Raw genomic sequence first — 13465 nt, forward strand, 5'->3', positions numbered from 1 at the left:
TAACAAAGGCTGATAAAGGAGGATACTGATATGAAGAAATTTTCAATACTGATTGCAGGTGGAGGAAGCACCTATACACCGGGTATCGTTTTGATGCTGCTGAGCCATCTGGACCGCTTTCCGCTTCGTTCTATCAAGTTTTATGACAATGATGCAGAGCGTCAGAAAATTGTTGCGGATGCATGCGAGGTCCTGATTCGTGAGCGGAATCCGGAGATCAGCTTTCTGGCAACTACCGATCCGGAAACAGCCTTTACGGATGTAGACTTCGTCATGGCACATATTCGTGCGGGAAAATATGCAATGCGTGAGCTGGATGAGAAAATACCGATGAAATATAATGTCGTCGGACAGGAAACCTGTGGACCTGGAGGAATTGCTTACGGTATGCGTTCCATCGGTGCGATGCTGGAGCTGGTTGACTACATGGAGAAATATTCACCGCAGGCATGGATGCTGAACTATTCCAATCCTGCCGCAATCGTAGCGGAGGCGACAAGAAAGCTGCGCCCGGATTCCCGTATTCTCAATATCTGTGATATGCCAATCGGCATTGAACGTCATATGGCGGAAATCCTGCATCTGGATTCCAGAAAGGATATGGACATCTCCTATTACGGACTGAACCATTTCGGATGGTGGACGAGTATTAAGGATCATGCGGGAAATGATCTGATGCCTGTATTAAAGGAACATATCAAAGAAAAGGGATACTGTGTGGAAGCACAGATGTATCAGCACACGGATGACAGCTGGACAGATACCTTCCGCAAGGCAAGAGATGTCTATGCACTGGATCCGGATACCCTGCCGAACACCTATCTGAAATATTACTTCTACCCGGATTATGTAGTGGAACATACCGATCCTGCCTATACCCGTGCCAACCAGGTTATGGATGGCCGTGAAAAATTCGTATTCGGAGAATGCCGCAAGATAGCAGAGGCACAGAGCAGTGAGGGAGCGGATCTGCATATTGATGAGCATGCATCCTATATTGTCGATCTGGCATGTGCACTGGCATACAATACGAAGGAAAAAATGCTGCTGATTGTGGAAAACAACGGTGCTGTACAAAACTTTGACCCGACTGCAATGGTTGAGGTGCCTTGTCTGGTGGGAAGCGATGGACCGCAGGCGCTGTGCATCGGGGATATTCCACGGTTCCAGAAGGGATTGATGGAGCAGCAGGTCGCTGTGGAAAAGCTGGTTGTGGAAGCATGGGCGGAACAGAGCTATCAGAAGCTGTGGCAGGCCCTGACACTGAGTCGCATGGTACCAAGTGCAAGCGTCGCAAAAGCGATTCTGGATGATCTGATCGAGGCGAATAAGGATTACTGGCCGGAATTAAAATAAGAATCTGAAACTTATGTTATAGATTATAGAAGAGAACACCCGTGGTTGCATACGCTTATGCATACGGGTGTTTTTTTGCTGTAACTGCGTGGGAATGCTGTGATCTTTTTCAGAATTGCTGGTTTATGATGGAATTCATGATATAATCGTAGAGAATGAGGTGAAGGATCATGAAACTTGCAGAGCTAGTCAATCAGCATTATAAGGAGCTGTCCTCCAATGACCTGTACATTTGGGACTATATACAGGCGCATGGAAAGGAATGTCAGAATCTGTCTATCGTTGAGCTTGCACAGCGCTGCCATGTTTCCAAAACGACGATCCTGCGCTTTGCCCAGAAGCTGTCGCTGAAGGGATACAGTGAATTGAAGGTATATCTGAGCTGGGAAAACCGGCCATCCGGGGATATGGTGATTGATGAGCATCTGATTGAGCATGTATGTGATACAAGCAAATACGCCATTGATGAGCTGCGGGAGCGTGATTTCACGGATATCTGTGAAATGCTGTATCACTCTGGACGCATATTCGTATATGGAACAGGAGCCTTGCAGGATTCTGTGGCAAGGGAGCTGCAGCGTATGTTTTTATATTGCGGAGAATTTGTCTATGTTCTATCCGGCGAAAAGGAAACGGAAATGGTTCTGCCCTTCTTGAGCCGTGATGATGTTGTGATTCTGATTTCCCTGCGCGGAGAAGGGGAGCTGATCAATGAGTTTGCTTCTCAGCTTCGTCTAAGAAGCATCAAAACGATATCCATGACGCGACTGAAAAATAATGAGCTCGCTCATAAATGCACGAAAAGCATCTACATCACAACCTCACAGGTGATGATTGGCAATCATATTCTGCATGAGGCGGCAAATCTGTATTTTGTATTGGCAGAGCTGCTGTTTCTGCGCTATTCCCAATATAAACAGAAGCAGGATGGTATAGGAATACGATAACCGCAAATATGGCGGTTTTTTCTTTGAAAACTCTTGCGGGTGACGCAGGGGAATAGTCTACAATAGGGGAAGAGGTGAAGAATATGTATCAGATTCATGAGGTGTGCGAACGCTGTCATTTAAGCAGAAAAGCGATTCGTCTGTATGGGGAAAAAGGACTCCTGCATCCGGATAGGATACAGGGAAATCGAATGTATAATAAAGAAGATGTAGTGCGGCTGCAATGTATCAGCTATTATCGTGGACTTGGGTTTTCTCTGGAACAGATTCAGCAGCTGTTGCATGGCAGCAGTGAAAAATGTTTGAAGGAGCTGCTTATGACACATAAAAAGCAGCTGAATCAAAAGCTGGAGGAAAAGCAGGAACAGCTGAGGGCTGTAAACAATGTTATACATGCGATCCGGCAGCATGAGGAATTTGATATCACTGCAGCGGTATCGGATGAACAGCATGACGATGATTGTATGGAGGGGATGCTGATCTGGAAGTGGAATTCCATCTATCAGATTTATAACTATCGATGCAGCAGAAAGACCTATCGGCATGCGGTTATTTCCACACGGCTGTTTTGTGCGATTCTTGTAATTGTACTGGTGTTTGCATGGCTGGAGAAGGGAGGAATTCTGTAATGATTACCATACGTGAGCTTGCGGATTCCTGCAATATCAGTGTACGGACACTACAGTATTATGATCAGATTGATCTTTTGAAGCCCAGCGGTTATCAGGGGCGCATTCGTGTGTATGATGAAGCAGCAAAGAAAAAACTGAAATGTATCCTTGCATGGAAGGTACTGGGCCTAAGTCTAGAGGAAATCACAAAGCTTCAGCAGGGAGTCATGGATCGGGAACAGCTGTTGATTCTGCTGGAACAGAAAAAGGAACAGCTTATGATATCCAAGGATGCTTTACTTAAAAATCAGATGCAGGTGGATGACATATTGTTTCATATCCGGCAGTCTAAGGAGTGGAATCCCGGCGACTATACGGAAATTTTATCACTGCAAACTACGGATCATCCGTATTCACTGACAACACATCTGGTTGCGCTGCTGCGTAATATGACGCTGCTCAAGGTGATCATTTTGATATTTTACATATTGGATGCCCTCTGTATTGCTGCACTTATCGCAGAATGTGCAACCCTTCTATTCCCATAGGGCAATAAATCATAATTCAGATGCTTTGATAGAAAGATATGGAAAGCGGCAATGGGCTTATTCATATTCAAATTCGGAACGATTTCGTATTCATGCAGAGGCTAAGCTGAATACGAAGATAATCTTATACATCCGTCGTTTCCCTACCGGGTAAACTGTTGTATAATAGTGATATTGATCATACAAGGAGACGAAGGATATGTCACAGAAAAAAATTACCTATATCAAGCTGCTGCATCAGCTGGAAAAAAAGATGAAGACCAAACGCCTTGAGGGCAAGGTCGCTATACAAAGAGAAGAATTTGAAATTCTGTTGTCCGGAATACCTTCAATTTTAAACGGATACGATCTGGTAACGCTTGAGGTAGGTGAAAACATCAACCGTGAGGCATTGCGAAAGCATCTGAAGGAACAGTTTGAAATCACCGATAAAGAGAGTGCAATCAGGGCAATCAAAGCCTTTTTGAATGATAATGTGCAATGGCAGTACGAGCAGTTTCTGGGCTTCTGGAGGGATGAGCCTCAGTTCGATTTGGAAGAGCTGGATGAAAAAGCAAGGCTGTTCTTTGAGGGCTGCAAAACCTTTGCGAAGCAGTTTTACCCGTTCCTGAAGGAACAGGGCTTTGCCGGCTTTGATTATGGAGAATGTGTCCGCATGATACGGGAATGCTATGCAGTGGACATTCTGGATCGGGAAACGGCGGACATGATGCTGCAGGATATCGGAACCCGTGCATTCCGGCAGTTTGACAGCTGGGAGGAATATGCGCTCAGTTATCTGTGCGGAGGGTGTTATTTCATGTTCCGCAGCTCCGGGATGAACAACGATTATGGAAGTATGATGTTTCAAAATGAGCTGCAGGCGATTGAAAAGCTGTTTTTTGAAAATCGTACCAATGTATGGAACCGCTATTCCTGGCTGGAGGGAAAGAAGTATTTCCCGGGCATTAAAGAAGGGAAAAAGCTGTTTAACAGCACGTTGGGCTGCTTTGTGACGGATCGTGTCAGCATAGATCAGGATGCCATCTGTTATATGGTACGCGAGGAGCCCTCCAAAGACAATCCGGACAGCGGCTGGAGAATCTTCGCCGGAGATGAAACACAGGAGTATATTGATGATATTGAACATACGCAGGTTTTCGCTTTAAATACCGTATGCAATTATGATCCTGAAATCATCCCGTTTCTTGACGAGCCGGTTGGTACGGTGATTGTGCGCAATCGGGAAGGAAAGCTTGAAAAAGAGGAAAAGCAGAATTAATAACAGCTGTTTTTATGGAAATTCACACTCTGTTTACTGTATATCTGCTATATAACTTATACCAAACATAAGGTTTGGACATGATCTGAATTCAGATTGTCCGGACCTTTTTCTTCATATTCATTTGGTCCTATGGTAACCGGTATAGTCATAAATAGTTTGAGAAAACAGATATCCGATATAGTTGTTATTGACAGAATACGAATACCATGATAGTGTATTACTGTAGTTAGTACACTAATGCACTGGAGGTGCAATTGATGTTTGTAATTGACACGCAAAGCAAACTTCCGATATTTGAACAGCTGAAAAAGCAAATACTGGAGTTTATTACAATTGGTATTCTGTCACCAAACGACAAACTTCCCTCTGTCCGTGCCATGGCTTCGCAGATCGGTGTAAATCCCAACACGGTTGCCAAAGCCTATCAGGAGCTGGAGGAGCATGGATATATTTATTCGGAGAAAGGAAAGGGATGCTTTGTGGCAGACAATGAATCCGATAAGCTGATACAGGAAGAAAAGCTGAAGGACTTTAAGGGAACAGTTCTTGATATGAAGCAGCATCATATCGAAAAGGAAGCGCTCTATAAAGTGGTGGATTCCGTATATGAGGAGGGAAAGGATCATGCTTAAAATCAGGTCACTGACAAAGAAATTTAAAGAAAAGACCGTGCTGATGGATGTAAACCTGGATATTCACAGCGGCAGTGTTTTTGGTCTGATCGGTCCCAATGGTTCAGGTAAATCCACACTTCTGAAAATCATGGCCGGTATTATGAAGCCGGATCTGGGATGTATCTGTATTGATGATGAAAGGGTATTTGATAATCCCAAAGTGAAACGTGATATTCTGTTGATCAGTGATGATCCGTTTTATTTCTTTAATGCCACGTTAAAGGATATGAAGGAATTTTACCGTGTATGGTATCCAAATCTCAATGATGAAATCTACGAGAAATATCGTGCTATCTTTAAGCTGGATGAAAATAAGACACTGAAGAATTTCTCCAAGGGTATGAAGCGTCAGTCCTTTATCGTTCTGGCACTTGCAATTTCACCAAAATATCTGTTTCTTGACGAGGCATTTGACGGTCTGGATCCGGTGATGCGGCTGACCTTTAAACGGGCAATCAGTAAAATGATCGAGGAAAAGGAAATGACTGTAATCATATCCAGTCATAATCTGCGTGAGCTGGAGGATATTTGCGATACATTCGGTATCTTGGAGGATAATACGATTCGAACTGCCGGCTATGTGGATGAAACGAAGGAAAATATCCACAAGATTCAGCTTGCGTTTAAAGAAGAAAAACGTGAAGATGATTTTAAGGCACTGGATTTGCTGTCGATGCATGTGCAGTCGCGTGTAGTGAATCTGGTTGTTAAGGGAGATATTGAAAAAATTAAAAATTATTTGAATACGATGGACCCTCTGATGATGGAAGTGCTGAATGTCAATCTGGAGGAGGTCTTCATCTATGAAATGGAAAAGAAGGGGTATGGTGTTTATGATGAATGATTTTAAGGCCTATCTGCGCTATTATGTAAACAGCAATAAACGGCTGTTGATACTGGTTTTTATCATTCTGTTTCTGATAATGCCATTCTTTACCTTTAATTATATGGGACTGCCGCGCGACCCGTATTCACTGGATACCTTCTATATGGGCTTCATTGCTCTGGGAGCGGCAACCTGTGCTGGAGGCTGTATCCTGTCATATTTGTTACCAATATATAATTTTCGCTATTTGTATAAGAAAAGAAGTCATGAGATGTACTTCTCTTTACCGATACAAAGAAAGCATCTGTTTCTATACAACTATATCAGCGGGCTGCTTGTCGTACTGGTCCCGTTGCTGATGAACTATCTTCTGGGCTACTTTATAATGCTGGGGCTCGGATATCGGGAGAGACCGCTCTATATGCTGATACCGTTAATCTTCTTTCTCGGTTTATCCATCCTGCTTTTGATTCAGTATTCCATTTTCACCTTTTTAAGCGTGAAATGCAACAATCTGATTGACAGTATTCTTGTCAACGGTGCTTACGTTGTCATGCCGTTTATTGTCATGCTTTCCGCGACGATTTTCTTTAGTAATCAGATAACGACAATTCTTGGAGATATCGGCGCATCACCAAGTGAATTTATCAATATGGGAATGATCCAGATGCTGCTTTCCATGCCGAGCACAATTTATGCCTTTCTATTTAATATGATAGCTTCCATGGCGTCGGAAATGCATAGAATTGATACTCTGATAAACGCATTTAACTGGCTGTACTTTCTATATTGGGGAGTCATCGGTGTGCTATGCTTCTGGTTTGGCTGGAAATCCTTTGTGGATAGAAAGCCTGAGGATGCAGAGCAGCGAACTGTTACCTTATTCGGATACCCGGTGATTATCACGGTTATCACCTTCTGTATGGTTTTATTCGTCATGAATATCAATGGCGGTGTCGTTGTTCCCAGCCTGATTATACTGGTTGCATATTTTTGTATGATATTCTTCTCCAATCGAAAGATACAGATAAAAAAGCTTCACGTAATCGTATTTGCATTGCTTTATATCGGAACTTTCGGCTTTAGCTATATGTATACGCAGACAAAAGGGCTGGGGATGGTAAAGGAATTTCCATCGCTGACAGATATGAAGCGTGTAAATATTGATGTGAATTCATCTTCTATTGAAAATGATTCCGCTATGCAGTTCTATGATGCGAAGAATAAAGAATATTATGATGGATATGGTACTTCTGTTCAGGATGAGGAATCCATGAAAGATCTGCTGGATGTGCAAAAGGAAGTCAGTACTAGGAGTGTGAAGGAGTACTTTTATGATAATGCGTTTTATATCAGCATTTCCTATATCAAGCAGGATAACTTTCAGGTTTCTCGAAACTATACACTAAAAATGAATAAAAAGAATAAGGACTATCTACAAAAGCTGATGGAAGAGCTGAAGCATACGGAAAAATTCTCTGTTATGCAGCATTGAGAAATGAGCTGAAAGTAAGAAAATCTTTCTTGTTGTTCATAGAAAGTATGAAGAAAAAAAGTCATTCTTTTACCACAAAAGGAAGGCTTTGCTGTTGGATGAAAGGGGTTCTATTGCATAATAGAGTACACAATTCGCAAGGGGATTGCGATACCTCTTATAGTAAGCAAAAGGCTCTCAGCACTTATGTGTGCAGAGAGCCTTTTTGCGTTGTACATCTAAAACAGTAACACACAATGTATGTATGGAGAGGTGTTAAAAGGCGTTGCTTACAAATGACAGCTTATATCGTCGTGTCGGACTTGCTTATTCGTTTTTTTACAGACTCGAAGGTATCACATTCCAGAACCAATGTGGATACTATATGCATTTGTTCCTCAGTTAATGCCTGTAGCCACATTGCGCAATCCTCATGAAACTTGATTTGCATCTGTCTGTGTAAGAGCTGCCTCTCTCCTTCCAGCTTACCTTCTATCTTTCCTTCCATTTTTCCGGCAGCTTTTCCCTCTTCAAAGCTGTCACGCAAGCCGTTGCGGTAACGTGCTTCTCCCATTTGAATCGCCATTGCGGTTGACCACAGCTCATCATCCTTCCGCATTTCCTCGTACTTGTCCATGAATACCTTCACCAGCCTTTCCTTTGACTTCAGTATATCATTTTTTTCATTATTTTCAAACAGGTATACCAGCTGTTCAAAGTCATTCAGCCTCTGCATTTCCTTCTCCTTTACGATGTCATTAATTGCCGGCATATGAACAAAGGTGCGAAGGATGAGTGGATAGTAGCTTTCATTCTCTCCCTGCTCATTGCGCATCTGATACTGATTGATCAGATTTCTGTTGTTCCATGCATACTCATCAATGAAGATAATTTGATAAACCGGCTTTAATTGATCATAAAACTCACCGCTTTTCAGCTGATTGTTCAATGCTCTGGCACCGTAAAATTCAAAGCGCATCATTTCCGCTATTCCCCTACAGGTCGTCTGCATCTCGATATTGAAATGACGATTTTGTTCATCCTTTACATGCACATCCAGAATGATGCGCTTCTTTCCGATGATGCCCGGATCCAGATTCGGATTGAGGACGGTGCTTTCCTTTACCTTGATTCCGGTAACACGTTCAATGATGGTGTTGCGGGCGTACACAGAGCCTTCATCCTCACGGGAAAGGGCGTACTTAAAAAATAGATCGTTACTGTAGTTGAGTTGATTCCTTGCATTTGACATTTATATGTCCTCCATTCTGTAAGGGTTCCTTACTCCTTCTATACGTATGGAATCTGTCAAATTCCTAAAAAATCCACGAATGATTGATAAAATTTGTTATTTTTCACGTTAAAAGGAATTTAACTATACTGGCATTGCTTTTAAAGGATTTCCTTAGCAATATGCAATACGATTTTTTATTTTCAAACAGTAAATGAAAATCATCTGATGGTCCTGCGATTCGCAATGTCTCACACGAAATATTTCATGTATTTCTTATGTGAATTTACTAAAAACCTATTGCTTTCGCAGAAACTTATTGCTATAATTGTATAGCACTTACTTTAAACCCACCTGAGGTTTAAGGCGGAAGGAGAGTTAAAATGAAAAAAGGAATTCATCCAGAGTACCACCGTATTATGGTAAAATGTACTTCTTGTGGAGCTGAATTTGAAACTGGTTCAACCAGCAAAGAGTTGCGTGTTGATACTTGTTCAAACTGCCATCCTTTCTATACAGGACGTCAGAGATTCGCTGCTGCACAGGGACGTATTGAAAAATTCAACAAAAAATACGGACTTAAATAACAACTACAGTGGAAAAGGGGCATATGCCTCTTTTCTTTTATCTAAAAAGCAGGCAGAATACCCCCACCTCAGTGGTCGATGAACAGGTGGGGGATACTCTGTACACCCTGCGGGCGTGAATGCAGCCATATTTCTATTCATCCTTGTTTTCTTTCTATTTTTCACGAATCGTTTCTTAAATTTTTCTCGCGTTCGTGGTATAATGATGTCAACAAAAGGAGGTTTTCCTTCATGAAATCATATCGCACATATTCTAGTATCCTATCTGCTAATCACCCGCAAAACCCCCGGCTTTTCTGCTCTTACACATCGTGCTAAAAATCTGTACAACGTTGCTTCGTTCTATATAAGAAATGCGTACAGTGCTTCCATCAAATCAAATGAGGATCGCTTTCCACATGAGATACAGGTCCTGGAAGAACTCAATGGTGTCGTTGATGAATTGAATGTCATACGTCAAAAGCATCATAGCACACCATTCCACATCATTGATCATGAACATCGCTTTGTTTCCATGCAGCATCTGGATGTTTTTTTTAAATTGCGTAACCAGATCGATTACCGTGCTCTTCCTGCGCAGGCTAATCAGAATGTTTTGCATATGCTGTATCGTGACTGGAAAAGCTTTTTTGCTGCTTTAGCGGGTTACAAAGCACATCCTGACAAATATGAAGCAATCCCTCATATCCCTCGATATGCAGATAAAAACGGTTATAAACCCTTGATCTTTACCAATCAAATATGCAAACTGAGAAAAGACAAACATGGTTGGTATGTAAAGTTTCCTAAGGCAATGCTGCAGGCAGGGTGTGTACGTGACCGATATGATCTTGGTAAGATGGACCTGCATGAACAGAAGCTGAAGGAAGTACGTCTGATTCCCAATGGAGATACTATCAAGCTTGAAATCGTATGCGAGATAGAAATCAAGGAACCGACAATTACAATCCATGAGGCAACCAGAGTAGCCGGTATAGATATTGGTGTCGATAATCTGACAGCGATTGCGTTTACGAGTGGGCACCACCCTGTGCTGATAAAAGGAAATGAAATAAAGGCAGTCAATCAATTCTATAACAAACAGATTGCACATTATCGCTCACTGCTAAGAACTGGAAAGAAGGATAGCAAAGGGATCCATCAAACAAAACGAATGAAACGTATCAGCGAAAAGCGAAATCGACGTGTAAAGGATATCCTGCACAAAGCATCAAGAAAAATAATAGATCTATGTGTGGAGGAAGGAATCGAAGTTATCGTCGTAGGAAATAATGCGGGTTGGAAGAAGCGTATCCATATGGGGAAGAAGAACAATCAGACATTTGTGCAGATACCGTTTCATACGCTGATCGAAATGATCAAATATAAAGGAGAAGCGGCAGGAATCAGAGTCGTAGTCTGTGAAGAAGCAATACAATCGAAGGCTAGTTCCATTGACGAGGATCAAATACCAGTCTATGGAAATGATGTAACGCATACCTTCACAGGGAAAAGAATCAAGCGAGGATTGTACAGAAGTAAAAACGGCATTCTAATGAATGCCGATATCAATGGAGCAAGCAATATCATACGAAAAGTATATCCATGTATGCCAAAGCGAGAGCGATGGAGTAGAGGTACTGTGAACGTACCAGTTACGTGTATCTGAACACGAACAAAATGTTTTGATGAATGCGCAGGCATCCATTAGAAGCCGCTTGCTCTATAGCTGGCGGTAGTTCACAGGTATTATATTTTCTGAATTACAGGAAGTGGATAAAGGTTTACCTAAAAGCTGAGATATAGGATGAAAGAAAATGAAAGTTAAGTAACAGATGTAAATTGCACATACCGGAATCACTTTATGATATAATACAAATCGTAATGTTAGTGAGGAGTGTCGTTATGTATCAGCAGTATAAGGAAGGATGGCTGGAGGTAATATCCGGCTGTATGTTTGCAGGAAAGACAGAGGAGCTGATTCGCCGGATCAAGGTACTGGAATATGCGAAAAAGAAAATCGCCGTATTTAAACCGAAAATCGACGATCGCTACAGTGAGGAATGTGTTGTATCGCATTGCGGAAGCACGGCAAAAAGCTTTGTGATAAACCGTGCACATGAGATTTTTGATTACATAGATGACAGCTATGATGTAATTGCAATCGATGAGGTACAGTTTTTCGATGCAGAGATTGTAGAGATATGCGATTATTTTGCAGATCATGGAAAGCGTGTCATGGTTGCCGGGCTGGACATGGATTTTCGCGGGGAGCCGTTCAGTGTCATGCCGCAGCTGTTTACACATGCGGAATTCGTTACAAAACTGACAGCGGTGTGTACAATATGCGGAGCACCTGCCACAAGAAGCCAGCGGCTGATTGACGGCAGAGCCGCCCGCTACGATGATCCAATCATTCTGGTGGGAGCAAGTGAGCAGTACGAGGCAAGATGCCGTCATTGCCATGAGGTGCCGGGGAAGCCTTTGATCCATAAATAAACAGAGATTTACTTAAAGCAGATACGTCGAATCGGATATATCTGCTTTTTTTAATATCCTCATAAGGTATGGGCTAATGCGTGGCTCTTTTATGTTTCACACGCATGTCCTATTGCTTTTATCTATTCAGAATATAGACTTCCTGTAAATTTCCAATTAAAAGCTATGTGCCGGCATTTCATCATTGCCGGTGAATGTACTTTCGTACTTGCTGGTATCTCATTCAAAGAGAATCGTTTTATTTTTTGCACAACGTGAATGCTCATCATAGTGATGTGCAAATGTATATCCAAACATAGTACCTAACAATTCTTGTGAAAACGGTTTCTATAAAATATACTTATTTTGTAAGGAAGAGCTTGCGCGCAAATATGATTTTCCTTTAACAAAAGGAGGTTTGATAAGATGAATGATACATTGATCTGTGATGAGCTTTGTGAACTTGATTTAGATGTGAGAAGTACAGATGAGTTTTTTGAAGTCATGAGCAAAAAGGCTAAGGATCTGGGCTATGTAACAGAACAATTTCTATCAGCCATAAAAAAACGGGAACAGGATTATCCTACCGCATTGCCGGTAAAGCCTTATCCGGTTGCAATACCGCATTCCGATCCCATCAACATCGTGAAGCAGTTTATTGCACCTGTTCGTTTGAAAAATGCAATCAGCTGGTGTGAAATGGCGAACAATGACAGCATCCTTTCGGTACAAATTGTGTTTCTTCTGGGCTTTAAAAGAGAAGAGGGACATGTGGAAATTCTACAGCTGCTGCTGCAGAACTTTCAGAACGAGGACACGATGGAAAGCTTGCTGAAGGCCGCAACAAAGGAAGAATTTCTGGAAATAGTGAAGCAAATGGAAGGACTCTAATGAAAAAAGTAATCGTTGCTTGTGGGAATGGGGTTGCAACCTCTCAAACAGTGGCTTTTCGTATCAATCGCATGCTGGAAAAAGAGAATATCACCAATGTCAGGGTGGAGGCAGTGAACCTGCGCTCTTTACAAAGAGAGCTTCATGGAGCTCTTGCCTATATCGATATTACAAATAGTCATATGGATTATGGAATTCCTACTGTTAACGGACTTGCTTTTCTCTCAGGAGAGCATAAAGAAGAAGCGTTTCAAGAACTTATCAAAATCATAAAAAACAGGTAGAAGGAGAACATTATGAAAAAAGTAATCGTGGCTTGCGGAAGCGGAGTAGCTACAAGTCAAACAGTGGCATCAAAGGTAAATCGTTTGCTGAAGGAAAAAAACGTTGATGCAAAGGTAGATGCCGTAGATTTAAAATCGGTAGACCGTTACCTTGTAGATGCTGCAGCATATATCACAATAACAAAGGTCACAAAGGAATACCCAATCCCTGTAATCAACGGAATCGCATTTTTGACAGGCATGAATCAGGATGCGGAACTGAGTAAATTGATTGAGGCAATAAACAACGGAAAATAGAACTTTGAAGGAAGAGAA

General features: G+C 41.9%; 15 protein-coding genes and 1 pseudogene. 14 read left to right on the top strand and 2 right to left on the bottom strand.

What is annotated here, in order from left to right; all coding sequences use genetic code 11:
- Positions 1-30 precede the first annotated feature (30 nt).
- The 8 genes from G4D54_01735 (at position 31) to G4D54_01770 (ending at position 7721) form a co-directional block, all read left to right on the top strand.
- A complete protein-coding gene (locus G4D54_01735) occupies positions 31-1356 on the top strand; it encodes a 6-phospho-alpha-glucosidase (GenBank protein QJA01224.1) in 1326 nt (441 codons plus the stop codon).
- 170 nt (positions 1357-1526) lie between these two features.
- Positions 1527-2303, top strand: a complete 777-nt coding sequence (locus G4D54_01740) for a MurR/RpiR family transcriptional regulator (protein ID QJA01225.1) — start codon at positions 1527-1529, stop codon at positions 2301-2303.
- Positions 2304-2386: 83 nt separating this feature from the next.
- Complete coding sequence (locus tag G4D54_01745) at positions 2387-2932, top strand: MerR family transcriptional regulator (protein QJA01226.1); 546 nt, start codon at positions 2387-2389, stop codon at positions 2930-2932.
- Entirely contained in the window at positions 2932-3462 is a 531-nt protein-coding gene (locus G4D54_01750; GenBank protein ID QJA01227.1) for a MerR family transcriptional regulator, read from the top strand. Before G4D54_01745 ends, G4D54_01750 begins: the two co-directional genes overlap by 1 nt.
- 199 nt (positions 3463-3661) lie before the next feature.
- Positions 3662-4723 carry a DUF2185 domain-containing protein gene (locus tag G4D54_01755; GenBank protein QJA01228.1) on the top strand — a complete coding sequence of 354 codons (1062 nt, stop codon included), beginning with the start codon at positions 3662-3664 and terminating at the stop codon, positions 4721-4723.
- 260 nt (positions 4724-4983) lie between these two features.
- The gene (locus tag G4D54_01760; GenBank protein QJA01229.1) at positions 4984-5358 is read left to right on the top strand and encodes a GntR family transcriptional regulator; all 375 of its coding nucleotides are present in this window, start codon (positions 4984-4986) and stop codon (positions 5356-5358) included.
- The gene (locus G4D54_01765; GenBank protein QJA01230.1) at positions 5351-6244 is read left to right on the top strand and encodes an ABC transporter ATP-binding protein; all 894 of its coding nucleotides are present in this window, start codon (positions 5351-5353) and stop codon (positions 6242-6244) included. The genes G4D54_01760 and G4D54_01765 overlap by 8 nt, the downstream gene beginning before the upstream one ends.
- Entirely contained in the window at positions 6204-7721 is a 1518-nt protein-coding gene (locus G4D54_01770; GenBank protein QJA01231.1) for a hypothetical protein, read from the top strand. The genes G4D54_01765 and G4D54_01770 overlap by 41 nt, the downstream gene beginning before the upstream one ends.
- A gap of 283 nt (positions 7722-8004) precedes the next feature.
- On the opposite strand, the gene G4D54_01775 is transcribed toward G4D54_01770, so the two are convergent.
- On the bottom strand, positions 8005-8952 hold the full coding sequence (locus G4D54_01775) for a hypothetical protein (protein ID QJA01232.1): 948 nt from the start codon (positions 8950-8952) through the stop codon (positions 8005-8007).
- 362 nt (positions 8953-9314) lie between these two features.
- On the opposite strand from G4D54_01775, the gene rpmE reads away from it, so the two are divergent.
- Complete coding sequence (gene rpmE, locus G4D54_01780; protein ID QJA01233.1) at positions 9315-9518, top strand: 50S ribosomal protein L31; 204 nt, start codon at positions 9315-9317, stop codon at positions 9516-9518.
- Positions 9519-9894: 376 nt separating this feature from the next.
- On the opposite strand, the gene G4D54_01785 is transcribed toward rpmE, so the two are convergent.
- Positions 9895-10119 (bottom strand): hypothetical protein, encoded by a 225-nt coding sequence (locus G4D54_01785; GenBank protein ID QJA01234.1) that lies wholly within the window; start codon positions 10117-10119, stop codon positions 9895-9897.
- Here G4D54_01785 and G4D54_01790 point away from each other — a divergent pair.
- From G4D54_01790 to G4D54_01810, 5 genes and pseudogenes are all read left to right on the top strand, one after another.
- Positions 10120-10779 (top strand): annotated as a pseudogene (locus G4D54_01790) (transposase).
- 623 nt (positions 10780-11402) lie between these two features.
- Positions 11403-11996: a thymidine kinase gene (locus G4D54_01795; GenBank protein QJA01235.1), complete on the top strand. Its 594-nt coding sequence runs from the start codon at positions 11403-11405 to the stop codon at positions 11994-11996.
- A 405-nt stretch (positions 11997-12401) separates the two neighbouring features.
- Positions 12402-12866, top strand: coding sequence for a PTS sugar transporter subunit IIA (locus G4D54_01800; GenBank protein ID QJA01236.1), 465 nt, complete (start codon positions 12402-12404; stop codon positions 12864-12866).
- A complete protein-coding gene (locus G4D54_01805; protein ID QJA01237.1) occupies positions 12866-13150 on the top strand; it encodes a PTS sugar transporter subunit IIB in 285 nt (94 codons plus the stop codon). The genes G4D54_01800 and G4D54_01805 overlap by 1 nt, the downstream gene beginning before the upstream one ends.
- Before the next feature lie 12 nt (positions 13151-13162).
- Positions 13163-13447, top strand: a complete 285-nt coding sequence (locus G4D54_01810; protein ID QJA01238.1) for a PTS sugar transporter subunit IIB — start codon at positions 13163-13165, stop codon at positions 13445-13447.
- Positions 13448-13465: the final 18 nt, after the last annotated feature.

Origin of the sequence: [Clostridium] innocuum (assembly GCA_012317185.1) — a bacterium.
GTDB lineage: Bacteria > Bacillota_I > Bacilli_A > Erysipelotrichales > Erysipelotrichaceae > Clostridium_AQ > Clostridium_AQ innocuum.

Bases quoted from the DNA above. Each gene is read 5' to 3' on its own strand.
- G4D54_01785 (QJA01234.1), bottom strand. From the start codon at position 10,119: ATGCAAAACATTCTGATTAGCCTGCGCAGGAAGAGCACGGTAATCGAT.
- G4D54_01755 (QJA01228.1), top strand. From the start codon at position 3,662: ATGTCACAGAAAAAAATTACCTATATCAAGCTGCTGCATCAGCTGGAA.
- G4D54_01760 (QJA01229.1), top strand. From the start codon at position 4,984: ATGTTTGTAATTGACACGCAAAGCAAACTTCCGATATTTGAACAGCTG.
- rpmE (QJA01233.1), top strand. From the start codon at position 9,315: ATGAAAAAAGGAATTCATCCAGAGTACCACCGTATTATGGTAAAATGT.
- G4D54_01810 (QJA01238.1), top strand. From the start codon at position 13,163: ATGAAAAAAGTAATCGTGGCTTGCGGAAGCGGAGTAGCTACAAGTCAA.
- G4D54_01805 (QJA01237.1), top strand. From the start codon at position 12,866: ATGAAAAAAGTAATCGTTGCTTGTGGGAATGGGGTTGCAACCTCTCAA.
- G4D54_01765 (QJA01230.1), top strand. From the start codon at position 5,351: ATGCTTAAAATCAGGTCACTGACAAAGAAATTTAAAGAAAAGACCGTG.
- G4D54_01800 (QJA01236.1), top strand. From the start codon at position 12,402: ATGAATGATACATTGATCTGTGATGAGCTTTGTGAACTTGATTTAGAT.
- G4D54_01775 (QJA01232.1), bottom strand. From the start codon at position 8,952: ATGTCAAATGCAAGGAATCAACTCAACTACAGTAACGATCTATTTTTT.
- G4D54_01750 (QJA01227.1), top strand. From the start codon at position 2,932: ATGATTACCATACGTGAGCTTGCGGATTCCTGCAATATCAGTGTACGG.
- G4D54_01745 (QJA01226.1), top strand. From the start codon at position 2,387: ATGTATCAGATTCATGAGGTGTGCGAACGCTGTCATTTAAGCAGAAAA.
- G4D54_01735 (QJA01224.1), top strand. From the start codon at position 31: ATGAAGAAATTTTCAATACTGATTGCAGGTGGAGGAAGCACCTATACA.
- G4D54_01795 (QJA01235.1), top strand. From the start codon at position 11,403: ATGTATCAGCAGTATAAGGAAGGATGGCTGGAGGTAATATCCGGCTGT.
- G4D54_01740 (QJA01225.1), top strand. From the start codon at position 1,527: ATGAAACTTGCAGAGCTAGTCAATCAGCATTATAAGGAGCTGTCCTCC.
- G4D54_01770 (QJA01231.1), top strand. From the start codon at position 6,204: ATGAAATGGAAAAGAAGGGGTATGGTGTTTATGATGAATGATTTTAAG.